The organism is Geomonas agri (assembly GCF_020179605.1).
GTDB lineage: Bacteria > Desulfobacterota > Desulfuromonadia > Geobacterales > Geobacteraceae > Geomonas > Geomonas agri.
Genome location: NZ_JAINZO010000001.1, coordinates 1,214,659 through 1,241,410 on the forward strand (window position 1 = coordinate 1,214,659; position 26,752 = coordinate 1,241,410).

A 26,752-nucleotide genomic window follows, 5' to 3' on the forward strand; every position below is an offset into this window, starting at 1 on the left:
ACTCACTGCTTTTGCATGGTTGCCAAAGCGATGCGCGCGTGTGACAATGCTTCCTTGGGAAAAAGACACGGATGAAGTAGTGTCAGTAGGTGGTGCCGCCGGGTCTTTCGGGTTCAAAGTAGTGATGTATATCGTGAAGCTGCAACTGACATGCGCCGCCTACGGGAGTCAGATATGCGGACACTGGTTGATCTATTCCATAGTTTTGCGCAGTGGGGTGACAAAACCGCCTTGGTGAACCGTACCGGCGTACGTCGCTTCGCTGTCTCATATCGGGAACTTTCGGTTCTTTCCCTCAAAATGGCCGCGCTGCTGGCACAGCACGGCGTGGAGCCGGGGGACCGCGTCCTCCTATGGGGACCGAACTCGTCCTGGTGGGGTGTGGCCTACTGGGGCATCATCATGCGCGGCGCCATTGCGGTGCCCGTCGACTTCATGTCCGACCGCGGCCGCGCCGAGTCGATCCTGAAGCTGACCCAGGCCAAGGTGGTGCTGCAAAGCCGCTTCAAGCCGGAGCGGCTCCAGGTCGACAACTCCCTGCTTCTGGAGGATCTGAAGTACCTTCTGGAAGACGTGGTGCCTTACCCGGACGTGGTACATCCCGCGCCCGACGACATCGCCCAGCTCATCTACACCTCGGGGACCACCGGCAACCCGAAAGGGGTGATCCTGACCCACAAGAACCTGGTGGCCAACATCCTGCAGATCAACCAGCAGGTTCCCATCATCACCCCCGAGTTCTCCTTCCTCTCGCTGCTGCCGCTGTCGCACATGTTTGAGCAGATGGGGGGCTTCTTCACCCCGCTGTACCGCGGAGGCGCCGTCATTTATCCGCGCACGCTGAAGCCTTCCGCTATCATGGAGGCCTTGGGCGAGGAAGACGTCTACGTCGTCATGTCCGTGCCGCGCCTGATGCAGCTTTTGAAGACCACCATTGAGCGCGAACTGACCGAGAAGCACCTCTCCGGCGTCTTCGCCGCGTTGGCCAATTTCGGGGCGGGGCTCTCCAAGCCGGCAAGGAAGAAGCTCTTCTTCCCGGTGCAGAAAAAGTTCGGCGCCCACTTCACCGTTTTCGTTTCTGGCGGTGCCCCGCTTGACCCCGATGTGTTCCGCTTCTGGGACAGCATGGGATTCACCGTTCTCGAGGGATACGGGCTTTCCGAGTGCGCGCCGGTGCTCTGCGTCAACACCATTGACAAGCAGGTCGCGGGCTCGGTGGGGCCGCCGCTTCCCGGTGTCGAGCTTCGGCTGGACGGCAAGGAGGTGGTGGTCAGGGGGGACAACGTCTTTCCGGGCTACTACCAGAACGAGGAGGCCACCCGGGGCGCCTTCACCACTGACGGCTGGTTCAAGACCGGCGACCTGGGCGAAATCGGGCCGGACGGCTGGCTCACCATTAAGGGACGCGAGAAGGAGTTGATCGTCACCGGCGGTGGGGTAAACGTCTACCCCGACGAGCTGGAGGCAGTGCTCAACAAGGTCCCCGGCGTCAAGGAGTCCTGCGTCATCGGTCTCGACCGTGGCGCGGGGGAAGAGGTGCACGCGGTCCTCTTGCTTGACGAAAGCGGCGTGAAGCCGGACGAGATCCTCGCCCGCGCTAACGCCCAATTGGACACCATGCACCAGATCACCGGCTACACCATCTGGCGCGAGCCTGAGTTCCCCAAGACCACCACGCTCAAGATCAAGAAGTTCCAGGTCAAGGAGCAAGTGAAGCAGGGCGCCGCCGCGGGGGGCGCCGGGGCCACCCAGGACCACCTGGTGAACCTCCTGGCCAAGGTGACTGGCGCCGACCCGGGCACGATCAATGAGGACTCGCTCCTGGTCGCCGACCTTGGGCTCACCTCCATCGGGCGACTGGAACTGGTCAACTACCTGGAGCAGGAATTCCGCCTCGATATCGAGGACTCCCAGATCGGGCCGCAAACCAGGGTCTCCGAGGTGCGCCGCATCATCGCCCGACGCGAGAAGGGGCGTCGGCGCGGCCACTACCGCTTCTGGACCAACACGGCGCCGGTGCGCGCGCTGCGCATGCTCGGTGACGCGATCCTGAACTACCCCCTGTTCCGGCTCTTCGTGAAACTGGAGGTGCGCGGACGCGAGAACGTCGAGCACTTGAACGGGCCAGTGATCTTCATCGCCAACCACCTGGGGTACTTCGACCAGCCCTCGCTGATGTTCGCGCTCCCCAGGGAGGTCCGCTACCGCACCGCGACCGCCGCCTGGGAAGAGTTCTTCTTCGGCGACTACCACGGCCTGGAACTCTGGTGGCGCCTGGCAGCGTACCAGTACGGGACCCTGTTCCTGAACCTGTTCCCGCTGCCGCAGACCAGCGGCTTCTCCACCGCCGTAAAGTACATGGGGAAACTCACAGACTGCGGGCTGAACACGCTGATCTTCCCCGAGGGGGGGCACTCGCACGACGGCGCCATGCAGGACTTCCAGCTTGGCCTGGGCATCATCGCCAAGGAGTTGGAGATCCCCATCGTGCCAGTGAAAATCGTGGGGACGGACAAGATCCTCCCCCCGAAAACGACCGCCATCCCCAACCGGGGTACGGTGACGGTCAGCTTCGGGAAACCGCTGCACTTCCGGTTCGAGGAAGCAGCCGAGATCGTCGCGCGGGCGCAGGCCGCAGTAGCTGAAATTCAATGATGTTGTGATGAAGGAGTGTGTCGGATGAAGGAACCCATTTCCCTGGCTTATCGCCGCTACGCCCTCGGGCTGCTCCTGGCGGTGAACCTCTTGAACTACATCGACCGACAGGTGCTGTTCGCCGTCTTCCCGCTGATCAAGGCGGACCTCTCCATAACCGATACCGAATTGGGCCTGCTCGGTAGCGCCTTCATGGTGAGCTACATGGTGATCGCCCCCGTGTTCGGCTGGCTGGGCGATCACTGGAACCGGGTCAAGCTCGCCTCGACCGGCGTGGTGATCTGGAGCTTCGCCACCATCCTGGCCGGCTTTGCCCCCGGCTACCGGTCGTTGCTCGCCGCCCGCGCCACGGTCGGGGTAGGGGAGGCGAGCTTCGGCACCGTCTCGCCGGGGCTGATCGCAGACTTCTTCGAGAAGGAAAAGCGTGGCAGCGTCCTTTCCTGGTTCTACGTCGCCATCCCGGTAGGGAGCGCCCTGGGCTACCTGTTGGGGGGCGTCCTCGGCCAGCGTTTCGGTTGGCACTCGGCCTTTCTGATGGTCGGCCTGCCCGGGCTTTTGATCGCTGTGCCGCTCTGGTTCCTACGCACCCCCGAGCGCCAGGCCGGCACAGCGGCCGGACCAGAGGGGGAGGGGAGTGGAGGTCTCACCGGCTACCTGCAACTGTTCCACAACCGCTCCTTCGTCACCAACACGCTGGCCATGGCCGCCATGACTTTCGCCATCGGCGGGTTGGCCCAGTGGATCCCCACCTTCCTGTTCCGCACCCACGCATTGAACGTGGAGAAGGCCAACCTGATGTTCGGCGCCGTGACCGTGGTGGCCGGCATCCTGGGCACCTTGGTCGGGGGCGTTCTCGGCGACCGCTGGCAGAAGAAGAGCAGCAAGGGCTACCTGCTGGTCTCGGGGTGGGGCTTTTTCATCGGCGCCCCCTGCGCCGCATGGGCCATTCTCGCCGGTGACGTCCCTTCCTGCATGGCGGCCATCTTCATGGCCGAGTTCTTCCTGTTCCTCAACACCGGCCCGCTCAACACTGTTATCATCAACGTGACTAATCCCGGCATGCGTGCCATGGCCTTCGCGGTCAACATCTTCTTCATCCATGCCTTGGGCGATGCCATTTCCCCATCCATCCTGGGATGGTTCTCGGACCAGTGGGGGCTGCGTAACGCACTGTTATCCACCCCGCTGGTGATGGCCCTGGCCGGCGTCTTCTGCTTTGTCTGCGGCCGCTACGTCGCCCACGACATGGCGCAGGCCGAGCCGGCCCCCGAATCCTGAACTCCATGTACCGACCCGAGGTTCCCGTGACTGCTCATAACCGTTTCCGTTTCTTGCTATTGCTGTTGCTGATCTTTACTGCGACCCTTACCGGTTGCGCCACCGCGAAGAAGCCGCTGACCGGGCTGGTGCCCGGCCGCGCCATTTCCACACTGCAGTCCTCGGTGAGCCTTTCGGCCTCTTCAGGAGAGCACAGCAGCGCCGGCCGGGGCTACCTGGTCTACCAAGCGCCCGACCTGTACCACCTGCTCATCCTGTCCCCGTTCGGGCAGACCATGCTGGAGGCCTTCGGAGAGAGCGACCGTTTCACCTGTGTCATCCCTTCCAAGCAGGTCGCTTTCACCGGTCTGCTTTCGGAGTTGCCAGAACAGAGCTCGCTGAAGAGCCTGCAGCTGTTCCGCTGGGTGATGGCGCCTCCGCCACTGCCGCTGCCCGGACCGCTTAAGCAGAAGGTGGATGTTGCCGGGACTACCTATTACTTTGACGAAGTGGGGATGCTAGAGCGCAAGGTTGCCCCTTCCGGCGACCAGGTGCGCTACCAGGACTATCAAAGCGTCGATGGTGTCCCCTTTCCCGAGACCATCGAGATCCGTAGTGCAGCCGGGGGCGAGGTCCGCATCGTCTTTGACGAACCGCAGCTGAATGCGCCGTTAGATGCGTCGACATTGAAGCCGGAACTGTCTGGAATGGCGGTCTATCCTTTGACCGAGTTCAGGGCCATGTGACTCCGTAGGTTGACCGCGCCCGGTTCTTTGCCATAATTAGCCCTTGGTTGTGTTTTTGACGGCAGTTCGATCAGAAGGAATTGTTGTTGCTGCAGCTGCAGTTGCTGAGCCGTTCAAAACAAAACTTTTAATTATATCCGTCTCTTGCTATCCTTACTCTCAGGACCGGCGAGGTGTATGGAAAGAACGGTCAGCAGCAGAAGCAGATTCAGCTCACCGGCAACCAACCCTTCAGGAGTCGACGCCATGAGACACGCACGTTCAACGCTACTCGTAATCGCTCTGCTGTCACTCAGTGCCTGCACCATCTTCGAGGCGAAACAGCAGCCCCAGGTACAGCCGGCAACGGTGAAAGAACTCTCCGTCCCGGTCGGTAAGAATTGGAAGGTGGTCGAGGAACCGCCCGTTCTGGGCAATGAACGGCGTGATCGCCTGCCGTTCCAGACCGAGCAGTCGGTCCAGCCCGAAGGCGACCAGCGTCCGACTGCCGCGCCCGAAGATAAGGGGCGCAAGATCGAGACCACCCGCTAACTACGTCACCCTTACCCGTCAGGCGGGCGCCCCGGCGCCCGCCTACATCAAGGACCGATCCGGTCCAGCCATGGCACTTCCCGAAGCACCCCGGTAATCCAGCAACGCCCAGACCACCCTCCAAAGGGAGCCCGATGGACAGAAGACTCTATCTCAGCATACTTGCGGCCTTGTTCACTGCTGCTGCCGTAGTCCTTATGGTTATCCTGGCCGCCCCGGTCCTGAAGCCGCTCGCTTGGGGCCTCATCATCGGCGTAGCTACCATGCCCCATTACAACCGCGTCCTGCGACGCAACCCGGAGCATCCGAATCGTTCCGCCGGCATTATGGTGCTTGCTGTCGCGATCTGCTTCGTTCTTCCTGTAGCCGCACTGGTGGTCACCGCGGCGATCAACGCACCTGACTGGTACCAGCAGGTGGTGCAACTGGTCCAGACGGTCGCTAAGACCGGCACCACTAATTTCGGCCACTATCCCGTGGTGCAAAAGGTCATGACGTTGGTGGACCGGTTCAATATCGACTTGGCCGGCCTCGGCGGCAAGATCGCTTCGACCAGTTCAACCGTCATTTTGGGGCTTGCCGCCGACCTGGCGCGCAACATGTTCAGCTTTCTCGGCACCCTTGCCATTGCACTGTTCATCCTTTACTTCATCTATCGCGACGGCGAGCGTGTGGTTTCCGCGTTCATCGGCAGGCTCGCTCCCGATCCGCGCAAGGCCCAGTACTACGCCTCCCAGGTCCGCTCCATCACCACCGCGGTGACGGTGGGGACGGTGCTTACCTGCGCCACCCAGGGAGTACTCGCCGGGCTTGGCTACTGGGTGGCTGGGGTGCCGGCGCCGATCTTCTGCGGGGCGCTCACCGCCATCGCCGCGTTGGTCCCCGTGGTGGGCACCGGTGTGGTATGGGTGCCGCTCGTGGTCGTCCTCGCCCTGAACGGCTCGTACCTCGCCGCAGGGTTGCTCGCCGCCTGGTGCATCATCTTCGTCGGCATCGCCGATAACGCCATTCGCCCCCTTGCAATCGGCGCCTCCAGCGACATTTCGACTCTCGCCGTTGTCCTCGGCGCCATCTGCGGTGTGGTCAGCATGGGGCTGCTCGGACTGATCGTTGGACCGGTCATCTTCGCCGTCCTGTTCTCGCTTTGGGATGATGCCGTAGCCGACGCCGATGCGGCGAACGAAGCAGAAATCCCCTGATTGCCCGCGCTTCCAGTCGGCTGCACAGGCGGGAGGCGGAGGAGGTCGTGTCGTATGGTAGCTAGCAAGACGATTACCAGGGTGACCCTGAGCGCTCTGGCTCTTTTGATCGCCGTTTTATGCTGCCGTCTCGCGCTGGCTGCCGAAGCCGAGCCTTCGGGAGAGAGAGCCCTTCTTGCCAAGTACGCGGCTATCAAGGGAAAGCTGGACAAGAATCAGTTCGGCGCCCCTATCTACCTCGAGTCCACCGAGGGACAGGACTCGGTGCGGGTCGACATGTACGGCGTCTTCCACTACCCCTTCGAGACCGTGCGCGATACGCTGCAATCCCCGGCGGCGTGGTGCGAAATCACCCCCTTGCACATCAACATCAAGGCCTGCGTCTACAAGACCACCAAGCAGCAGACCCAGTTGACTCTTTACAGTGGCCGCAAGTACTTCCAGCCTCCCTCCGACGCCTACCCGCTGAAGCTGTCCTTCCGGGTCGGCGCTAGCCGCGCTGATTACTTCGACCTCTCCCTGGTGGGAGAGGAAGGACCTTTTGGCACCCGTGATCACCGCATTGGGGTGCAGGCGGTTCCCCTGGAGGGCCAGGCGACCTTCCTCCATTTCAGCTATACCTATAGCCACGGCACCATGGCGCGTATGGCCATCAAGACCTACTTCGCTACGCTGGGACGGGACAAGGTGGGCTTTACCATGGTAGGGGAGGACGGGAAGCAGACCTACATCGACGGCGTCCGGGGCGCGGTGGAACGCAACACCATGCGCTATTACCTGGCCCTGCAGACCTACCTGGATACCCTGAAGACTCCGGAGGGACAGCGTTTCGAACAGCGCCTGAACCGCTGGTACGACCTGACCGCGAAGTACCCTCGCCAATTGAAAGAGATCGACAAGGCCGCCTACCTGAGCAACAAGAAAATGGAGCGAGCCCAGCAGGAGGCCCTGCAGACAAAACAGGGAAAGCAGGGGGAGTGATCTAAGCTCCCCTCCAGGCAAAGGACATGCGATGGCAGAACCGATTGTCGAATTGAAGGGGATCGGCAAGAGTTTTCACGAGGGGGACCGGGAGCGGATCGTGTTCCGGGACGCTTCCCTCTCCATAGATCCCGGCTCCTGGGTGTTCCTGTTCGGGCGCAGCGGCTCCGGGAAATCGACCCTGTTGAACCTGGTGTCTGGCATCGACCTTCCCGACCACGGCGAGGTAAGGGTGGACGGCGCCGACTTGACCCGCCTGTCCGAGCGCGAGCGCACCCTGTTTCGCCGCAACCACATCGGCTTCGTCTTCCAGTTCTACAACCTGATACCTACGCTTACCGTCGAGGAGAATGTCCTGCTCCCCCTGGAGCTCTCCGGAACGCTGACCCCGGCTGGGCGCCGGCACGCGTCCGAACTCCTGGACGCGGTGGGGCTCGCTGACCGCGGACGCGCTTTCCCTGACCGGCTCTCCGGCGGAGAGCAGCAGCGGGTGGCCGTCGCCCGCGCCCTGGTGCACGCCCCCAAGCTCGTGCTTGCCGACGAGCCGACCGGCAACCTGGATGCGCAGACCGGACGCCAGGTGCTCGACCTGTTCCAGCGCCTGCTCCGCCCGGCCGGCACCACGCTGGTGCTGGTGACCCATAGCGGCGAGGTGGCATCCCTTGCCGACCGGGTGCTGAGCATCAAGGACGGCGTCCTCGTGGATGCGGACGTCCCGGGAGTTAAGGGATGATTCTGTGGCGCGCCGGGATGCGCAACGTGCTGCGCCACCCCTGGCTCACCGTGCTGGCCGTCCTGGGCGTGGCGCTTGGGGTAGCCGTGGTCACCGCGGTGGACCACGCCAACGAGGCTGCCCAGCGCGCTTTTCGCCTGGCAGCGGAAACCGTCGCCGGGCGCGCCACGCACCAGGTGGTCGGCGGCCCCACCTCCCTTGACGAAAACCTCTACCGGAAGATCCGCGTCGGGTTGCGCGTGCGCGGCTCCGCTCCCGTTGTCTCCGGCCACCTGCAGCTCGCCGGCCGTACCTTCCAACTGATCGGTATCGATCCCTTTGCCGAGCCCCCCCTGAGAAGCTTTTCCTCGCGTTTCGCCGACCGCGGCGTGTTGACCGAACTGATGACGCGCCCAGGCACCGTGCTGATGCTCCCGGAGAGCGCTACAGAACTGGGCCTGAAGCGGGGCGCAGCTGTTGCCGCCGACAGCGCCGGCATCCGGCGCCAGCTGGTACTGGCCGGGTTACTCGAGCCCCCGGACCAGGTAAGCCGGGTGGCGCTCGCCTCGGTGCTGGTGTGCGACATCGCCACCGCGCAGGAGTTGCTGGGCCTGGTGGGCCGTCTCTCCCGTATCGACCTGGTCCTGCCGGAAGGGGAGGAGGGTGCGAGTGTGCTCAAGGAGGTGCGCGCCATCCTACCTCCCGGCGCCGACATCGTCCCTGCCGGGGCCAAGGCCGGCGCGCTGGACCAGATGACCCGCGCCTTCCGGCTCAACCTGAAGGCGTTGAGCCTGCTTGCCCTCGTGGTCGGCATGTTCCTTATCTACAACACCATGACCTTCTCGGTGGTGCGCAGGAGACGCCTGATCGGGATGCTTCGGGCGCTCGGGGTGAGCCGCCGGGAAGTCTTCGTCATGATCTGCGCGGAAGCGCTCCTGATCGGGATTGCAGGCACTGTGGCCGGTTTGGCGGCGGGCGCGCTCCTCGGCTCGGAACTGACCCGGCTGGTAACCAGGACCATCAATGACCTCTACTTCGTGATGGAGGTGCGTCGGGTGCCACTGCTTCCAGGCGCGCTGTGGAAGGGGGCTCTGCTCGGCGTCGCCGCCACCCTGGCCGCCACCATGCCCGCCGCCCTTGAGGCGACCGGTGCGCCCCCGCGCGCGGTGCTGTCGCGCTCGCAGGTGGAGTCGCGCCGCCGGAGGCTCCTGCCGCTGGCGACCTGTGGCGGCTTTTTCCTGATCGCTGCCGGCTGCGGGCTGTTCCTCACCGAACGCGGCGGCATCGTCGGGGGCTTCCTCGGGCTCTTCGCCGTCATCGTCGGCTATACCCTGTTGGTCCCCGCCGCGGTCATGCTTCTCAGCGCACTGCTGCGTCCCCTGCTGGAACTGCTGCTCGGCTCCCTGGGCAGGATGGCGGCCCGCGGCGTCGTGGTGTCCCTTTCCCGCACCGGGGTGGCTACCGCGGCACTCGTGGTTGCGGTCTCTGCCGGGATCGGTGTCGGCATCATGGTGGGGGGCTTCCGGCTCACGGTGCAGAACTGGCTTAGCAATTGGCTGCAGGCCGACGTCTACGTGACCTCGGCGGACCGTGGCGGCGGCCGCTACCGTCCTCCGCTCGACCCCGCCTTGGTGGCCCGCCTCTCCGGGCTTGCCGGGGAGGCGCAGGTGACACTCTCGCGCCGGGTCCGCATCGAAGGCGCTGTCGGCGGGGTGGAGGTGTTCTCCGTTCAGGTGCCGCAGCGGACCTTCCTGCGTTACCCCTTCAAGGAGGGGGATCCTGCCCGCGCCTGGGACGCATTCCGTAGCGGCAGCGCGGTGCTGGTTTCCGAGCCCTACAGTTACCGGCATCACCTGCATCCCGGTGACAGCGTCACCCTGCGCACCAGTCGCGGCGAGAGGCGCTTCCCCGTTGCCGGCGTCATCTACGACTACGGCTCAGATACCGGCATCGTCATCATGAGCCGCGCCGGTTACGTCGCCAACTTCGCCGACCAGAGCGTCGACGGCATGTCCTTTACCGCCCGACCCGGGCTCAGTGTGGCGCTGCTTCTTGAGTTGGTACGGGCGAGGGTAGGTGGAGATCAGGTGATGGTGGTTTCCAACGCGCAGCTGCGCCAGGCCACAGTGGAGGTCTTCGACCGCACCTTTGCTATCACCGGGGTGCTGCGCATGCTGACCATGCTGGTGGCCTTCGTGGGGATCCTCTCCGCCCTCATGGCCATGCAGGTGGAGCGTGCCCGCGAGCTCGCGGTGCTGCGCGCCATCGGCCTCACACCGGGGCAGGTCTGGGGCGTGGTCTGCGGAGAGACGGTCCTGATAGGGCTCATTGCCGGGCTGCTGTCGCTTCCCCTGGGGATCGCCGAGGCCCTGGTGCTGATCTACGTGATCAACCTCCGCTCCTTCGGCTGGACCATGCAGCTTGCCATCACCCCCGCGCAACTCCGCGAGGCGCTGCTCCTTGCGGTGACGGCAGCGTTCCTGGCCGGCATCTATCCCTCGCTCAGGATCGCACGCACCTCGCCCGCCGTGGCCTTGAAGGAGGAGGATTAGCATGCGTCGGCTCCTCATCTTGACGGCTGTTGCGGTCTGCGCCCTGCTGCTGACGTGGTATTTCCGGTCTGCCACGCGGACTCCCGACAGCTCTCGACAGGAGACCTTCAGCGTCGCCCAGACCCTGGGTGGCGCCGCTGCGCCCGGGTACCTCCGTGCCGACAAACCGCGCCGGTTCACCTTTCCCGCCGATCACGGGCCGCATCCCGGTTTTCGCAACGAGTGGTGGTATTTCACCGGCAATCTGCAAACCCGCGACGGACGGCGCTTTGGCTACCAGCTGACCTTCTTCAAAACCGCCCTTACTCCCGCCGCCGTGCTGCGGGCATCTGCCTGGGGGACCAACGAGGTTTACATGGCGCACTTCGCGCTGACCGACGTGGCGGGGAAAAAGTACCGTTTCGCCGAGCGCTTCAGCCGGGCCGCACTGGGGCTTGCCGGCGCCGGTGGGAATCCGCTCTCGGTACGCCTGGAGGATTGGACCATGCTGCAGACGTCGCCTCGCCCGTGGGGAGTGCGCCTGACCGCTGCCGAGCCTGACTTCGCCGTCGACTTCGATCTGGTGAGCCTCAAGTCCGAGGTCCTGAACGGGGCAGGGGGGCTCAGTCGCAAGGGGGCGACGCCGGGCAACGCCTCCTACTACTACTCCATTCCACGCATGGCAACCTCGGGGACGATCCGTATCGGGACGCAGCGCTTCGCCGTGAGCGGGCTGTCGTGGCTGGATCGTGAATGGAGCACCAGCGCCCTGGAGCCGGACCAGGTCGGCTGGGACTGGTTCGCCCTGCAGCTCGACGACGGCAGGGACCTGATGTTCTACCAGTTGCGCCGGCGTGACGGCAGTAGCGATCCCTTTTCAGGCGGGAACCTGGTCGCTGCCGACGGCCGCAGCACGAAGCTCGCCCGCGACGAGGTGCAGTTGGAGGTGGTTAGTTGGTGGGCGAGCCCCGCCAGTGGTGCCCGGTACCCGGCGGTGTGGCGGTTGCGGGTTCCCGGACAGGGGATAGCTCTGGAAGTGGTCCCGAGGCTTCCCGAGCAGGAGTTGCTTACCGCGTTTCGCTATTGGGAGGGCGCAGTCGAGGTGCGCGGTTTGGATGGGAGTCCCGGCGGATCAGGATACCTGGAGATGACCGGGTATCAAGCGGCTGTCGAGGAAAACAAGGAACCGTCGCGCTGAGGCAGCGTGGCAGAAACAGAGGGGCCTGGCGTTGCAGGTGCCTGTCCGCCTGGTGGGACGCTCATTTCAGCCCTGCCGACTTCGCCAATCCCAAAGGGGACAGGCATCTTGCGGTGCCAGACCCATCCTTCGCATGACGGCACCAACACGGGCTAAGAGAGCCCTAAAAAGAAAAAGCACCTGGCGCTGTGGCCCGGTGCTTTTCTCGTTGAGTAGCTAATTGTGAGTAGTACGGAAACGAAAAAAGGACTTAGGAGAGTCCTAAGTCCTTTGTAAATGATGGTGGAGCTGAACAGGATCGAACTGTCGACCTCTTGAATGCCATTCAAGCGCTCTCCCAACTGAGCTACAGCCCCATCGAAGGAGTCCTGTTTATAGCAAACGGTGCTTTGACTGTCAATATATAATTCTTCACTGCTTGTAAAAAAGTTTTTAACGCACATCCGCCCTGGTTGCGGCTCTACGAGCTGTATAGGATGACTCTATCCTGTGTTAGACAGGTCAACTAAGGGGTTGGCGAACTCTGTCTTTCGATTCCTCCTATACAGCCATTAGCTTCTGAACCCGATAGGACATGAACAACTGCAGCCACATGGTGTGGACTTTTGACCACGGCTGCCTATCGACCGTTCACCAGATCCTGTGGTATTGAACTATCGGCCGAGCACTCTTAACCCCCGGGAGAGTGGCTGAGGTGAAATTCGATTCCAAAAATTCCTTCCAGAACACTGGCTCCGTAAAAACAATCCTCTCTAGAGCTGTAGTTACCGTCCTGGTGTGGACCCTGCTGCTGGCCCTCGCCGTGTGGTGGAACGTGCGCGTCGCCTACCAGCAGGCTTTCGAACTGGCCAGAACCCAAGCCCACATAGCACTTGCCAAGGACCTGGCCTTCAGAAAGTGGGCATCCAAACGCGGCGGGATCTACATGGAACTCGGGCCGCTGGTCACGCCGAGCCCCTTTCTGAATCACGTGCCTGACCGCGACCTGCAGACTACCAGGGGGGGGCAGTTGACGCTGAAAAACCCCGCCATGATCATGAACGAGATCACCCAGGAAGCGCCCCAGTTCAACGGTATCAATACCAGGATTACCTCCAGGTTGTACATCAACGCTGTCGACGCCCCGGACGAGTGGGAGCGAACCGCACTGTTCATCGTGGAGGGGACCCGCGAGACTTACCATAGCGCCACGCTTATCAACGGGAAACCCTACCTGCGCATGATGCAGCCCATGATCATGGAACAGTCCTGTCTCAAGTGTCACGCCTGGACCGGTATCAAGGTTGGTGAACTGCGCGGTGGGACCGACGTCTCTATACCGTTGGCGCCTTTTTATGCCGCGGCGGTGAAGCAGGCACGGGGCATCGTAATAAGTCACGGCGCTATCTGGCTTCTTGGTCTCGCTTCGGTCGGTTTCATCACGCGCCGTACGATCAGGACCGAGTTGGAGCGCTGCCAACAAGAGGCCCAGCTCAAGGAGAAAAACCTGGAACTGCAGGATTCCAGGCAGTACCTCTTGACCATTATTGATTTTCTCCCAGATGCGACCCTGATTATCGACAATCTTGGCAAGGTAGTGGGGTGGAACCGTGAACTGGCCAGGCTGACCGGCGTTCCCGCCGAAAAGATGATCGGTCGTGGCGATCTCGAATACTCACTTCCTTTCTACGGTCACCGGCGCCCCCTACTGATCGACCTGGCGTTGGATCCCAGCCGCGACGGCGAGGGGAGCTATGAAGGGTTTACCCGTACCGGTGACATTGTGCATGGTGAATGCTACGCTCCCGGCCTTAGTGAGACCCCTGCCTACCTGACCACCGCCGCCTCGGTGTTGCGCAACTCGAAAGGGGAGGTTATCGGCGCCATCGAGTGTATCAGGGACAAGACTGAGCAGATGAAGACCCAGAAGCGGATCAACCTGCTTGCCAAGATCTTCAATGAGAGCGGCGAGGCCATCGTCATTACCGACAGCGAAAACAGGATCATGGAGACCAACAGGGCCTTCGCCCAGTTCACCGGTTACTCCCGCGAGGAAGCATTGGGCAAAAACCCGCGAGTACTCAAGTCCGGCATAGAGGACAAGAAGTTTTACGAGAACATGTGGCGCTCCATCCTGGAAACCAACTACTGGCAGGGAGAGATCTGGGACAAGCGCAAGGATGGTTCCCTCTATCCCAAGTGGCTCACTATCACGGCCATTCGCGGCGCGGATAACGTCATAACCAACTACTTCGCGACTTTCTCGGACATCACCCAGCGCAAGGTCGCGGAGATGCGGATCCAGCAGTTGGCACACACGGATACGCTCACCTCTTTGCCCAACAGGCACACCTTGGTGGAGCGGCTGACCCAGTCTCTGGAACAGGCGAAGCGGGAACGACACTCTCTCGCCGTCCTCTTCATCGACCTGGATCGTTTCAAAATGATAAACGACACCCTGGGCCATCATGTTGGGGACTTGTTGCTCAAGGAGGTGGCGTCCCGACTCAAGGGCGCACTACGGGCCGAAGATGTCGTGGCCCGTTTCGGTGGAGACGAGTTCGTGGTAGTGCAACCCCGGATCCGGTCGCAGGTCGAGCCCGCGCATCTGGCCGAAAAAATTCTGAAGACGGTGGCCGCCCCCTATTTCCTGGATAACAACACGGTCTACACCAGTCCCAGCATTGGCATCAGCGTCTTCCCCAGCGACGGAACCACCGTGGCCGAACTGTTCAAGAACGCCGATGCGGCCATGTATCACGCCAAGGCTGCCGGGCGCAACACGTACCAGATGTTCACTAAAGAGATGCATACCGCCGCCCGACAGCGACTTGCCATCGAGAACAGCCTGCGCAGCGCCGTCGCCAATGACGAGTTCGTACTCCACTACCAGCCCCAGGTGGAACCGGTTAGTGGCAAGCTGGTGAGCTTCGAGGCGCTGGTGCGCTGGCAGAGTCCTGATAACGGCCTGGTCTACCCGGACCGGTTCATTCCTGTGGCTGAAGAGACCGGGATGATACTGGAGATCGGTCGGCAGGTATTTGAGAAGGCGTGCCGTCAGGCGGTGCGGTGGCGTGAAGCTGGGCTTCCGTTGGTACCGATCGCGGTTAACCTCTCGGCCCGGCAACTGCGGCAGCCAGATCTACCCGAGATGCTGTCGGCGATCATGAAGGAGTGCGGCGCTGATCCCGAAATGATCGAGCTCGAGGTGACCGAAAGCATGACCATGGAGCGTCCGGTTGAAAGTACGCGTATTCTTGGCGCGTTGAAGGCGATGGGCATTGGCCTCTCCCTCGACGATTTCGGCACCGGTTACTCGTCACTCAGCTACTTGAAGCTCTTCCCGGTGGACAAGCTGAAGATCGACCGCTCTTTCGTAAAGGATATCGAGGTCGATCCTGACGATGCCGCTATCGCCTCCGCGACCATCGCTATGGCGCATACGCTTGGCAAGAAGGTAGTGGCGGAAGGGGTTGAGACCGAGGCCCAGCTCGAGTTCCTGGTGCAGCATGGCTGTGACATTATCCAGGGGTATTTCTACAGCAAGCCTCTGACAGCAGAAGATGCCGAGCAGTATCTGGCGCAACGCGCACAGAAAGGGACCGTCTGACAGGAATGGCAGAAGTTAGGGAATCTTACTTGACCCGCGCTCTTTTTGTTGGTATAAGATGTGTCTCTTTTGCGGCGGGAACGCAGTTCCCGTTTAAAAGACGCCGGAGTGGTGAAATTGGTAGACGCACTGGACTCAAAATCCAGCGCCGCAAGGCGTGCCGGTTCGACCCCGGCCTCCGGTACCATCAACAAATAAGGGTTCAGCTTCTTAGAGGCTGGACCCTTTTTTCATATGACCTGCTCGCTTGCATTCTGCCGCCATGGTTGAGTGCTATCATCTTGTGGTTACGAAACATTTCTTGAGTTTGAGTAACATATAGGTTACTTTTATGATCGGGTGTCGCGTCGAAGAATACCTGCAAGAGGATGGCACCAGTCCATACGAGGATTGGTTCTTAACTCTGGATACGCTTGCCGCTGCCAAGCTTTCAGTTGCGAAGCTGAAAATGGAGCAAGGGAACCTCTCCAACGTGAAGTGGTTTCGCGGTATCGGTGAGTACCGTTTGGACTGGGGACCCGGATACCGCATCTATGTGGGGCGCGATGGCGACAGGCTCATCATCCTTTTAGGTGGCGGCACCAAAAAAGGGCAGCAAAAGGATATCGAGCGGGCCATCGTACTATGGAAGGAGTATCAAAAGCGCAAGAAGGAGAAGTAATATGGCTTTGACGCGTGATTTTAAAGAGACGGTAAAGAAGAGGGTGGAGCAGGATCCTGATTTTGCAAAAGCCCTTTTGCACGAGGCCATCGATCTTATGTTGGATGGTGATTCTGCCACTGCGAAACTCATTCTTCGCGATCTTATCAACGCGACGGTTGGGTTTGAGCAATTAGCCCAAGAGGTTCAGAAACCGTGTAAGAGCTTGCATCGTATGCTTTCCGCAAGTGGTAACCCCACCATGGAAAACCTGTCTGCCATCTTTGCCACCATGAAAAAGGCATTGCGTGTTCGGGTTGAGACCACGGTGACTGCGGTTTAGCCCCTTCATTCTATCTTCATGCCCCGCTCACTAGCGAAAGGCTTAGCTCTGAAGGGCTATGCCTTTAAACGGGCATCTGCCCAGGGAGAAGAGTCATGCCACCATCTGAGGCAAACACGGCACTCGCGGTTTGCCCTAAGTGCTCAGCACCGCACACGCCTGGTAGTGACACCTGCCCCAAGTGCGGGGTTATCTTCGCCAAGGTGCGGCGACGTTCGGACCAAGCGCCCTCACAGCCGGAGGTGGTCAGGTCGATGCCCTCTGCTGTTGCAAGCCGACTCGCTGCTCCCGGCGTGGTCGCTGCGCGCTGCGCTTTCCTCGCTCTCCTCGCCTTCTACAGTTTTCGCATACTGACCCATCCCATAGTCTCCAACTATGTCGGCGAAACCTTCCTGCACCTCGTCAATCTCCCCTTTCACGAGGCTGGGCACGTTCTCTTTTCGCCTTTGGGGCGCTTCCTCCAGGTCGCCGGCGGCACTATCATGCAGCTTCTGGTTCCGGCTGTGGTGGCGGTCTCCTTTTACATGCGCCGCGACCGGTATGCTACAGCCGTGGGTATCTGGTGGCTCGGAGAGAGCATGGCCGATGTCGCTCCCTATGCCGACGATGCGCGTGCTGGTCAACTTCCACTCCTTGGAGGTGTAACGGGGAGTGAGGTGGAAGACTATCACGACTGGGAGGTGATGCTGGGAAAGCTCGGCATGCTTCCCTGGGACCATGCCATCGGCACTTTCTTCTTCGTCGCCGGAGGTGCCGTCATGGCTGCAGCCATCATCTGGGGATTGGTGGTATCCTTTCGCCACACAGAAGCGGAGTCCTGCTGAGTCTTCTGATACTTTAAAACTGGAAGCTTTATCGGGGAGAGGGACGGGATGAAGAAATTATCGCTGTGGTTGACGCTGTTGTTGTCGGGGTGCGCGGGGATGCCTGAGCGTGTTAAGCCGGTCGATAACTTTGACGTGCAGAAATACCTGGGCAAATGGTACGAGATCGCACGTCTCGATCACTCCTTCGAGCGGGGCCTCAGCCGGGTAACCGCGGAATACAGCCTGCGGGAAGATGGCGGCCTCAAGGTAGTCAACCGGGGCTACCTGGCCAAAGAAAGCAGGTGGAAAGAGGCCATTGGCAAGGCATATTTTGTTGATGCTCCTGACAAAGGATACCTGAAGGTTTCCTTCTTCGGACCATTTTACGGTTCCTATGTTATAGTTGACCTCGACCATGACAGTTACCAATACTCCCTGGTCTGTGGTCCAAACACCAATTATCTGTGGATCCTGTCACGTAGTCCTGAGATGGAAGCTTCAGTCAAAGATCGGCTCGTTGCAAAGGCGGCAGCTCTTGGCTTCGACACGAGCAAGTTGATCTTTATCACCCACAACTAGAGTGCAATAGGAGGGGGAGATGGACAAACGCTTTCCTGGCCGAAAGAGTGCTGTAACCATGCTGCACCGCTGCCGGTTTCTCTTCTCGCTTCTTCCCGCTTTCTTGCTCCTCCTCATTTACGTCGTCCCTGCCCACGCCGCTGACTCTTGCACCGACTGTCATAGCGACCGCGCCAGGATGACCTCTCTTGGTTTTCCGCACCTCGCTGTGACCCCTGAAGAAGTGGAGCAGCAATCGGGAATGAATGCGGGATGTGTAGATTGCCACATGGGTGATCCTGCCAATTCAGACCGTACCGCCGCCCACCAGGGCATGGGGAGACTGCACCTGGTGCGCAAAAAGGGGCTGCTCGCCGAGACGACCGAACGGAAGGCTCCCCTGGAACTGACCGGCAATCCGATGACCCGCATCAAGAACCAGGTCATCAAAGACGGGAAGGCCGTCATCGATCCCAATGTCGCCCTGGTTCTGTACCATGACAAGCGTCTGGACAACCTTTCCCAGGATTTCTCAACTATCGAGCAGACCTGCGGTTCTTGCCACGCGAAGGAGTTCTCCGAGTTCACCCGGAGCACGATGGCGCAAAACGGTAAGCAGAGCCGCTACCAGAGCTGGAGCGATCCGCAGCGCGGTCCACATAACTGCGGCGTGTGGTTCGATGGCAACTATGAAAAGATTGCCCCCAACACCGCGGTTCCTTTCTCCAGGGAACAAAGCGCTCTCAACCAGCGCAGCTGCAACACCTGCCACGTCGGTTGTCTCGATTGTCACTATGATCCTCAGCCGCGGGATGCCAGCAATCTCAGGGCGGGGATGCACACCTTCAACAGGGTGCCGAAGCCAGAGAGCTGCTATGGTGGCGGCCGCGGCCAGATCTGCCATGCCGGCCCGGAAGAGCGCCGCCGAGGCGCCGGCTATTTCGGCGGAACTTACGCCAACCCCGAGGGAATGGAGCCGGACATCCACCAGGTGAAGAAGGTGGTCTGCCTGGACTGCCACGAGAACAGCGGCTCCAACCGCGGGCTGGGACATGCCATGGTTAAGCGGCAGGGGCGTTGCGACAAATGCCACGAGCGGCAACTCGCCAGCCACCAGAAGTCGCTGCACAAGTCGCTCGCCTGCGAGGCGTGCCACATCCAGAATGTCTCGGGGTACCAGGGGACCTATTGGGGGCCGGGAAAGCTGGCGGGGATGGAGACGCCATACTTCAAGTACAAGGAATATTACGGCATCATGAAGGAGCCGATCCTGATCCGCGACCAGAAGGGGCGCTGGATCCCGGTGAAACCGTTTCCGATGGCAGTCATGAACCAGAAGGAGTCTGCGCTGAAACCCGGGTTGCACTGGCGATGGCCTGCCGATCTGCCCGATCTGCAGCGCACCGACGACGCCTTCGGCTATGTCGGTCTCTTCGGCGGCCTCCCCGAAAACAACAAGGCCCTGCTCTGGATTCAGATGGACAAGGTGTCCCACAAATACGGGAAAAGCCGCTCCTGTGCCTCTTGTCATGATTTGGTTGACGGCGAACAGCGCCAGGTGGTGCAATGGGATTTCAGCGACGCCGGCGCATTGCCCTTCAGTGGCAGCCACACGGTGACTGCCGGGAAGAAGGGGCTATCAATACGCGACCCGAAATCAGAAAAGATTGAGGTCTCTGCCGGTTACCGGCTTTCCAGCCTGGCGCCGTGGTTCTATCTGAAGGACCGCTGGCACATCGACGGCGACTTCTCGCTGCCGTCGCTCAGGGATCGGGAACTGTACACCCGAGTCAGGGGAGATGTTGGCAAGGCGCGTACGGCGAAGGTAATTCATTGAAAGGGAATAGGGGATAGCGATGTTTGAAACGCAGTACAACGAAGAGATGGAAACCGAGGTAAGGCGGTTGGAGGCGAAGAAGCGGGCTGCGGAGGCGGGGCACCCCGAGTGGGACAATGCCTGCGCTTCTTGCGGTTGCCAGTTGGCCGGCACCGATGACCGGTTCTGTGAGGCTTGCCGCCGTTGACCATGCTGATGTGAAGAGTGCGTCAACAGCTCAGAGTAGCAAAAAGGGTCTCCTTCAGAGACCCTTTTTGTTTCTGGTAACAGGCACTGCAGGGAGACATTACATCTGCATCCTTTCCTCGGCCTTGGTCCACTCGATGTTCTGGAAGAAGGAGTTGATGTAGTCGGCGCGCTTGAGGCCGTAATCGGTCATGAAGGCGTGTTCGAAGACGTCCATCACCAGGATCGGTACGCAGCAGGCGGGGTGACCGACGTCGTGCTCGTTGATCCAGCAGTTCATCAGCTTGCCACTGTGGGCGTCTTGGTACAGAATTGCCCAGCCGATGCCGCGCATGGCCCCGACGGACTTGAAGTCCTGGACCCACTCGTCGTAGCTTCCGAAGTCCTGGTGCAAACGGGCCGCCAGCCTGCCGTCCTGGTTGATGGGCTGGTTGCCGCCGAGGTTTTCGAAGTAGAGTTCATGCAGTTTCATGCCGTTGAACTCCCACCCGAAACGCCTCTTCAGTTCCGCAAATGTGGGGTCGGAACCTTTGCCGTCCTTGCGCAGTTGCATGAGCTGCTCGTCGAGGGCGTTACTGTTTTTCACATACCCCTGGTACAGGGTGAAGTGGTTGTTGAGGAGCGCCTCGCTGAATCCGGGCATCCCGATCAGCTCGGAGTAGTCTTTTGCCGTGAACGCCGTCATATCTCTCTCCTTTGTTTGTAGTTTTCGACATTTGCAGCGGTTCCGCAAAAACACTGACCAATTGTACAAGGATGATTAGGGCTGTCAAATATTACCCGGGAGATCTGGAAGGCTCGGCGCGATATTGCCATAGATTATTTTCATTGACCGCGGGTCCTTCCGTGGTTAAAGTGACGGTTTGACTGTGGATTGCACATATCATCATTGTTTCATCTTTCTTGCACATTTAGCGGTTAGCCTGTCGCAGGTCTGATGTCGACAACATGCGCTGCAAAGACAGTCTCAAGAATCAATATAGAGGTGGACTCGTGAAAAGAATCGTAGGCGCCGTCATACTGTTGTCCATTCTGGGAGTGGCCGGCTACTTCTACTTCAAACAACCTCCGAAGGCGCAGTACAAGACCCAGAAGGTCGAGCGCGGCACCATCGCCTCCACAGTCTCCGCCACCGGTACGCTCAACGCCGTGGTCACGGTCCAGGTCGGTACCCAGGTCTCTGGCACCATCGCGAAGCTGTACGTGGATTTCAACTCGCCCGTGAAGAAGGGGCAGCCCATCGCCCAGATCGACCCGGCGTTGTTCAATTCCGCGGTGCAGCAGTCCCGCGGCAATGCCCTTAACGCCGAAGCCAATCTTGCGAAGGCCAAGGTGACCCTGGTGGATGCCAAGAGGACGCTGGGGCGCAACAGGGAACTCCTGAAGGAAGGGATCGTTGCCCAGAGCGACCTCGACGCCGCCCAGACCGCCTATGACTCCGCAGTGAGTGGCGTTAAGGCGGCCGAGGCCGCCGTGATGCAGACTCGTGGTGCATTGAAGCAGGCAGAAACCAACCTCAATTACTCAACCATCAGGTCGCCGGTGGACGGCACTGTCGTCTCCCGTAACGTGGACGTCGGGCAGACCGTCGCGGCCTCCTTCCAGACGCCGACGCTGTTCACCATCGCGCAGGACCTTACCAAGATGCAGATCGACACCAGCGTGGACGAGTCCGATATCAGCAAACTCAAGGTGGGGCAGAAGGCCACCTTCACCGTGGACGCCTATTCCGACCGGCAGTTCGAGGGGACCGTGGTGCAGATCAGGAACGCACCCGTGGTGACCCAGAACGTGGTCACCTACGTCACGGTCATCGCCGTGGACAACAAGGAGCTGAAACTGAAACCGGGCATGACTGCCAACGTCACCGTGGAGACCCTGAGAAAAGACAACCTGCTCAAGGTCCCGGCTGCCGCGCTCCGTTTCAAGCCGCGCTCCGACAAGGATAAGAACGCATCCGGCAAGACTGGCCCCGGTAGCATGAACGGTACCGGCGGTGGGCACGGCGCCGGTACCGGTTCCAAGGGCAAGCCCGGCGGCAAGGACGGCGGACAGAAGGTGTACACGCTTAGTGTAGAAGGGAAGCCGGTGCCGGTAACCATCACCACTGGGATAAGTGACGGCAGCTTTGTCGAAGTGCTCTCCGGCAACCTGAAGGAAGGCGACGACGTCATCATCGAGCAGGTGAGCCAGGATAAGAAGAAAAATGGCATGCCCATGGGACCGAGGTTCTAAATGGACGAAGTAGTCCGTCTTAGCGACGTCGTCAAGATCTACACCATGGGGGAGGAGCGCGTCGAGGCGATGAAGGGGGTCTCCTTCACCGTGCAGCGGGGTGAGTTCGTTTCCATCATGGGAGCCTCGGGCAGCGGCAAGTCGACCTGCATGAATATCCTGGGATGTCTGGATGTCCCGACGCGGGGGAGCTATTTCCTCGACGGCGTGGACGTAGGGAAACTTTCGGCCGACGCCCTGGCCGAGGTGCGCAACAAGAAGCTCGGCTTCGTCTTCCAGGGATTCAACCTGCTGGCCCGCACCACGGCACGACAGAACGTGGAGCTGCCGCTGGTCTACGCCCAGATACCGGCTGCCGAGCGGAGGACGCGTGCGTTGGAAGCACTGGAGCGGGTTGGATTGGCCGGCAGGGAAGGGCACTATTCCAACCAGCTCTCCGGCGGTCAGCAGCAGCGCGTCGCCATCGCCCGCGCACTAGTCAACCGCCCGTCCATCATCCTGGCCGACGAGCCCACCGGTAACCTCGATTCCAGGACCACCATCGAGATAATGTCCATCTTCCAGGAACTGAACCGGCAGGGGATCACCATCATCATGGTCACTCACGAGCCCGACGTGGCCGAGTTTACCAGCCGGCACATCATCTTCCGCGACGGCCAGGTCATCTCCGACCAGCCCTACCAAGCGAAGAGCGCCGCTGTGCCCGCGGAGGTGCCGCAACCATGACCACGCTCTACCAAAGCCTGCTCATCGCCCTGCGCGCCCTGCGCGTCAACAAGATGCGTGCGCTGCTCACCATGCTCGGCATCATCATCGGCATCGCGGCCGTCATCGCCATGGTCGCCATCGGCTCCGGTGCCAGCAAGATGATCTCAGACCAGATCTCCAGCATCGGCTCCAACCTGCTGCTGGTGCTCCCAGGATCGGTCACCTCCGGTGGCATGCGCTCCGGTTCCGGCGGCACCCAGACACTCACCTACGACGACGCCCGCGCCATCAAGGCCGAGTGTCCGTCGGTCGCTGCGGTCGCCCCTAACGTTCGTGGGTCCGGGCAGGTGGTCTACGGTAACCAGAACTGGTCCACCGTGGTGTACGGGGTGACGCCGGAGATGGTGGACGTGCGCGACTGGACCATCGTCGCAGGGCGCAACATAACCCAGTCCGATGTTGACGGCGCCACCAAGAACTGCTTGATTGGCCAGACCGTCGCTGATAACCTCTTCGGCGGCACCGACCCCGTCGGAAAGATCATCAGGATCAAGAAGATACCCTTCACCGTGGTGGGATGTTTGGGGAGGAAGGGACAGTCGCCCCAGGGGCAGGACCAGGACGACGTCATCTACGTGCCGTTGCGTACCGCGCAGAGGAAGCTGCTGGGAAGCCAGTTCCCCAATGTGGTCGGTTCCATCATGGTGCAGGCCAAGAACGCCGAGGTGCTGGACAAGGCCGAAGACGAGGTCACCGAACTCCTGAACCAGCGCCACCGGATCGGACCCAACCGCGAGGTCGACTACACCATCAGGAACCTGTCCGAACTCCTGGCGGTAACCGAGCAGTCCTCCAAGGTAATGTCCATCCTGCTCGGCGCGGTGGCGTCGATCTCTCTCGTGGTGGGTGGCATCGGCATTATGAATATCATGCTGGTCTCAGTCACGGAGCGCACCCGCGAGATCGGTATCCGCATCGCCATCGGGGCCAAGAAGCGGGACATCCTGCTGCAGTTTCTGACCGAGGCCGTGCTCCTTACCACCTGCGGTGGTGTCATCGGCATGTTGCTAGGGGTAGCGGGAGCGAAGCTCGTGGCAAGCTTCATCGGGTGGCCCACCCTGACCTCGGTCAACACCATCATCATCGCCTTCGCCTTCTCGGCAGGAGTCGGGGTTTTCTTCGGCTTTTACCCGGCACGCAAGGCGGCGTCGCTCAACCCGATCGACGCACTGAGATACGAGTAACCGTTTATCAAGCTGGTTGAAAGGATCGCACATGAAGAGAAACAGGAAAACCGCGCTTGCCCTTTCCCTTGGCCTGGTGCTCGGCGCCGCCACCTCGGCCCTCGCGCAGCCCACCGTCAACCTGACGCTGAAGGATGCCATCAAGATGGCCTTCGAGAAAAACCTCGACCTGAAGGTGGAACTGTACAACCCCGCCATGGCCGAGGCCGACATTCGGCGTAACCTGGGGATATACGATCCGCTGCTGACTTTGGGCATTGACTACGAGCGCAGCAACAGCAGCAACTTCCTGACTTTCCGGCCGCAGCCGATCGATCAGGTCACCGCGAACGCCGGGGTGAGCCAGCTCCTGCCCACCGGCACCGTCGTCGGCGCCACCGCGCAGAGCGGCTGGATCAGCAATTCCGCCAAGTACTACTCCAACGCCGTCGACCTCACCTTGCAGCAACCGTTGCTCAGGGGCTTCGGGCAGGAGAACACCGAGCTCGCCATCAACGTCTCCCGTTTCACCAAGGGGGAGACCATGAACGTTTTCCGGACCCGGCTGAGCGATACCGTCGCCAAGGTCCGCAACGACTATTTCCAGCTCTACAACCTGCTCGAGGTGCTCGAGGTGCGCCGCACCTCGCTGGCCCTGGCCAAGCGCATCCTGCAGGACGACCAGGGACGGGTCAAGGCGGGCGTGCTACCGGCCTACGAGCTGCTCAATTCCGAATTCCAGGTTGCCACCCGCGAAAAGCAGGTTATCGACGCGGAGCGGGCGGTCCGGGACCAGATGGACGTGCTGCGGGTTGAACTGCAACTTCCATCCACCGCGGAGATCGTTCTTGCGGACCAGCCCTACCGCGGCCGCTACAACCTCGCAGAAAAGGAGGCACTGGACGGTGCTTTGGGCAACCGCCCCGAGCTTGCCACCCAGCGCGACGTCATCAAGATCAATGACTTGCAGCAGCGGGTGGCGAAGAACCAGACCTTGCCAGCACTTACCCTCAATGCCAGCGTCGGCACCGGTGGCTTCGACCCCCGTTTCCTGCGCGGTATGGAGAAAACTGCGACCATCGACGAACCGAGCTGGGGGGTGGGGCTGCAGTTCAGCTATCCCTTGGGCAACCGGGCCGCGGAGAATGACTACATCAGGAAAAAGCTCACCTTGGAACAAGCCCAGACCCAGCTGCAAAACCTTGAGTCCGGCGTGGTGCGGGACGTAAAGGCGGCGCTGCGCCTGGTGGCGGCAAGCTACACCCAGCTTGATGTAACCGCGCGCGGCACGGCCTATGCCGAGGACAGGCTGCGTGCCTTCCAGAAGCGTCACGATGTTGGCCTTGCTACCACCAAGGACGTCTTCGATGTCGAGAACGACCTGGTGACTGCCAAGGGGAACCAGATCCAGGCCGTGGTGGATTACAACAACTCGATCACGCAACTGTGGCGTGCGACCGGGGAGATCCTGAACCAGGAAGGGATCAGCGTGACCGACACCGATGCCGATCACCTGTACCAAAAGATGAAGTAGTCACCGCTCCGGAGCACCTGTTTGCCACCCGCACGATCCACGCTACAATTGGCGAATGTTAATGTTGAAGGTGGAGGTGGCTATGTCAAGGGTGCGCTACGAGCACGTTCATCAGATCAGGTTCACTGCGGTTGGTGCCAAGACCGTTGCCGACCTCATCCGCACTTTTGACGAGAGCCTGCAGCTTTTCAAACGGTGGGAAGAAAAAGGAATAGAGCTTGACCCGCATGGCGTAGGGAGCAACTATGCCATTTTTTATACCTACGATGAAGAAGTCGCCAAGCAGGAGGGGTTCGAACGGATACGGACCGAGTCGGGAAACCCGCTGCCGCGGCGTTGATGGTTGGCAAGAGGGACAGTGTTAAAGGGGACGGGCACCTGCGGAGCCTGTCCCCTTTTTGCTTCCAACGGACGCCCCACCTATGAGATACTTTGCCGTCACCATCTCCACAAAAGCGTCAAAGGCAAAGGAAACATGTCCCATCTGCACCGTTTTTCCCGTACCGAACTCCTTATTGGACCTGCTGGACTCGATAAACTCAAAAACTCGACCGTCGCCATCTTCGGTTTGGGCGGGGTAGGAAGCTACGCCGCCGAAGCACTGGCCCGTGCCGGGGTAGGGCGCCTGGTCATCGTCGACTTCGACGAGATCTGCCTCACCAACGTCAACCGCCAGTTGCACGCCATGGACGGCACCGTGGGTAAGGCCAAGGCGGTGGTCATGGCCGAGCGCATGCGCCTGATCAACCCGCAGGCGGAAATCGTTCCTTACCATGACTTCTACTCCGCGGAGAACAGCGACTTCCTGCTCCACGACCACTACGACTACGTGGTCGACGCCATCGACCACATCACCAGCAAGCTGCACCTGATTCGCACCTGCCGCGAAAAGGACATTCCCATCATCTCGAGCATGGGGGCAGCGGCCAAGCTTGACCCGACCAAGATAGGCGTCGCCGATATCTCGCAGACGCACAAGTGCCGCATGGCGCGTTCTGTGCGTAAGCTCTTGAAAAAACAGGGGATTGAAAGCGGTGTAAAGGTGGTCTTCTCGACCGAGGAGTACCGCGAGCAGGTGGGAAAGGACGGCGGCTGCAAGGGGAACTGCATCTGCCCCAATAAGGACGATCAGAAGTTCTCTTGCGAACACCGCCGCGTGATACTGGGGAGCGTTTCCTTCATCCCCTCCATCTTCGGGCTGACCATGGCGGGGGTAGTGGTGAATGACCTGCTGGCGGCGCAAGGTGCCTAAGGCGTTAAGTGCCGAAATCAGACCTTTTTGT

23 protein-coding genes and 2 tRNA genes are annotated in these 26,752 nt (G+C 60.8%); 23 read left to right on the plus strand and 2 right to left on the minus strand.

Annotated features, from left to right (window positions below):
• Positions 1-174: 174 nt before the first annotated feature.
• From K7R21_RS05280 to K7R21_RS05320, 9 genes are all read left to right on the plus strand, one after another.
• A complete protein-coding gene (locus K7R21_RS05280) occupies positions 175-2,655 on the plus strand; it encodes an AMP-binding protein (protein WP_224982231.1) in 2,481 nt (826 codons plus the stop codon).
• A gap of 24 nt (positions 2,656-2,679) precedes the next feature.
• Positions 2,680-3,933, plus strand: a complete 1,254-nt coding sequence (locus tag K7R21_RS05285; protein ID WP_224982232.1) for a spinster family MFS transporter — start codon at positions 2,680-2,682, stop codon at positions 3,931-3,933.
• A 26-nt stretch (positions 3,934-3,959) separates the two neighbouring features.
• A complete protein-coding gene (locus tag K7R21_RS05290; RefSeq protein WP_224982233.1) occupies positions 3,960-4,658 on the plus strand; it encodes an outer membrane lipoprotein LolB in 699 nt (232 codons plus the stop codon).
• A gap of 246 nt (positions 4,659-4,904) precedes the next feature.
• Positions 4,905-5,189, plus strand: coding sequence for a hypothetical protein (locus tag K7R21_RS05295; protein WP_224982234.1), 285 nt, complete (start codon positions 4,905-4,907; stop codon positions 5,187-5,189).
• 134 nt (positions 5,190-5,323) lie between these two features.
• Positions 5,324-6,388, plus strand: coding sequence for an AI-2E family transporter (locus tag K7R21_RS05300; RefSeq protein ID WP_224982235.1), 1,065 nt, complete (start codon positions 5,324-5,326; stop codon positions 6,386-6,388).
• 54 nt (positions 6,389-6,442) lie between these two features.
• The gene (locus tag K7R21_RS05305) at positions 6,443-7,369 is read left to right on the plus strand and encodes a hypothetical protein (protein ID WP_224982236.1); all 927 of its coding nucleotides are present in this window, start codon (positions 6,443-6,445) and stop codon (positions 7,367-7,369) included.
• A 31-nt stretch (positions 7,370-7,400) separates the two neighbouring features.
• Positions 7,401-8,102, plus strand: coding sequence for an ABC transporter ATP-binding protein (locus K7R21_RS05310; RefSeq protein WP_224982237.1), 702 nt, complete (start codon positions 7,401-7,403; stop codon positions 8,100-8,102).
• Positions 8,099-10,633: an ABC transporter permease gene (locus tag K7R21_RS05315; protein ID WP_224982238.1), complete on the plus strand. Its 2,535-nt coding sequence runs from the start codon at positions 8,099-8,101 to the stop codon at positions 10,631-10,633. The genes K7R21_RS05310 and K7R21_RS05315 overlap by 4 nt, the downstream gene beginning before the upstream one ends.
• A gap of 1 nt (position 10,634) precedes the next feature.
• A complete protein-coding gene (locus tag K7R21_RS05320) occupies positions 10,635-11,810 on the plus strand; it encodes a lipocalin-like domain-containing protein (protein ID WP_224982239.1) in 1,176 nt (391 codons plus the stop codon).
• Positions 11,811-12,090: 280 nt separating this feature from the next.
• Here K7R21_RS05320 and K7R21_RS05325 read toward each other — a convergent pair.
• A tRNA-Ala gene (locus K7R21_RS05325) sits at positions 12,091-12,166 on the minus strand.
• A gap of 338 nt (positions 12,167-12,504) precedes the next feature.
• Between K7R21_RS05325 and K7R21_RS05330 the strand changes: the two genes are divergently transcribed.
• The 8 genes from K7R21_RS05330 (at position 12,505) to K7R21_RS05365 (ending at position 19,770) form a co-directional block, all read left to right on the plus strand.
• The gene (locus K7R21_RS05330) at positions 12,505-15,399 is read left to right on the plus strand and encodes an EAL domain-containing protein (protein WP_224982240.1); all 2,895 of its coding nucleotides are present in this window, start codon (positions 12,505-12,507) and stop codon (positions 15,397-15,399) included.
• 102 nt (positions 15,400-15,501) lie between these two features.
• A tRNA-Leu gene (locus K7R21_RS05335) sits at positions 15,502-15,586 on the plus strand.
• 144 nt (positions 15,587-15,730) lie between these two features.
• The gene (locus tag K7R21_RS05340) at positions 15,731-16,060 is read left to right on the plus strand and encodes a type II toxin-antitoxin system RelE/ParE family toxin (RefSeq protein WP_224982241.1); all 330 of its coding nucleotides are present in this window, start codon (positions 15,731-15,733) and stop codon (positions 16,058-16,060) included.
• Between the two features lies 1 nt (position 16,061).
• Entirely contained in the window at positions 16,062-16,382 is a 321-nt protein-coding gene (locus tag K7R21_RS05345; protein ID WP_224982242.1) for a helix-turn-helix domain-containing transcriptional regulator, read from the plus strand.
• Between the two features lie 254 nt (positions 16,383-16,636).
• Positions 16,637-17,206 (plus strand): hypothetical protein, encoded by a 570-nt coding sequence (locus tag K7R21_RS05350; protein ID WP_224982243.1) that lies wholly within the window; start codon positions 16,637-16,639, stop codon positions 17,204-17,206.
• Between the two features lie 48 nt (positions 17,207-17,254).
• Positions 17,255-17,767 (plus strand): lipocalin family protein, encoded by a 513-nt coding sequence (locus K7R21_RS05355; RefSeq protein ID WP_224982244.1) that lies wholly within the window; start codon positions 17,255-17,257, stop codon positions 17,765-17,767.
• Between the two features lie 19 nt (positions 17,768-17,786).
• Entirely contained in the window at positions 17,787-19,583 is a 1,797-nt protein-coding gene (locus K7R21_RS05360) for a cytochrome c3 family protein (protein WP_224982245.1), read from the plus strand.
• Positions 19,584-19,602: 19 nt separating this feature from the next.
• A complete protein-coding gene (locus K7R21_RS05365) occupies positions 19,603-19,770 on the plus strand; it encodes a hypothetical protein (RefSeq protein WP_224982246.1) in 168 nt (55 codons plus the stop codon).
• A gap of 99 nt (positions 19,771-19,869) precedes the next feature.
• Here K7R21_RS05365 and K7R21_RS05370 read toward each other — a convergent pair whose 3' ends face one another.
• On the minus strand, positions 19,870-20,454 hold the full coding sequence (locus K7R21_RS05370; protein WP_224982247.1) for a superoxide dismutase: 585 nt from the start codon (positions 20,452-20,454) through the stop codon (positions 19,870-19,872).
• Between the two features lie 308 nt (positions 20,455-20,762).
• Here K7R21_RS05370 and K7R21_RS05375 point away from each other — a divergent pair, with 308 nt between their 5' ends.
• From K7R21_RS05375 to K7R21_RS05400, 6 genes are all read left to right on the plus strand, one after another.
• Positions 20,763-22,004: an efflux RND transporter periplasmic adaptor subunit gene (locus K7R21_RS05375; protein ID WP_224982248.1), complete on the plus strand. Its 1,242-nt coding sequence runs from the start codon at positions 20,763-20,765 to the stop codon at positions 22,002-22,004.
• Complete coding sequence (locus tag K7R21_RS05380) at positions 22,005-22,730, plus strand: ABC transporter ATP-binding protein (RefSeq protein WP_224982249.1); 726 nt, start codon at positions 22,005-22,007, stop codon at positions 22,728-22,730. It begins immediately after the preceding gene.
• Entirely contained in the window at positions 22,727-23,956 is a 1,230-nt protein-coding gene (locus K7R21_RS05385; protein ID WP_224982250.1) for an ABC transporter permease, read from the plus strand. The genes K7R21_RS05380 and K7R21_RS05385 overlap by 4 nt, the downstream gene beginning before the upstream one ends.
• A gap of 31 nt (positions 23,957-23,987) precedes the next feature.
• Entirely contained in the window at positions 23,988-25,469 is a 1,482-nt protein-coding gene (locus K7R21_RS05390) for a TolC family protein (protein WP_224982251.1), read from the plus strand.
• Positions 25,470-25,551: 82 nt separating this feature from the next.
• Entirely contained in the window at positions 25,552-25,809 is a 258-nt protein-coding gene (locus K7R21_RS05395) for a hypothetical protein (protein ID WP_224982252.1), read from the plus strand.
• A 135-nt stretch (positions 25,810-25,944) separates the two neighbouring features.
• Positions 25,945-26,721 (plus strand): tRNA threonylcarbamoyladenosine dehydratase, encoded by a 777-nt coding sequence (locus tag K7R21_RS05400; protein ID WP_224982253.1) that lies wholly within the window; start codon positions 25,945-25,947, stop codon positions 26,719-26,721.
• Positions 26,722-26,752: the final 31 nt, after the last annotated feature.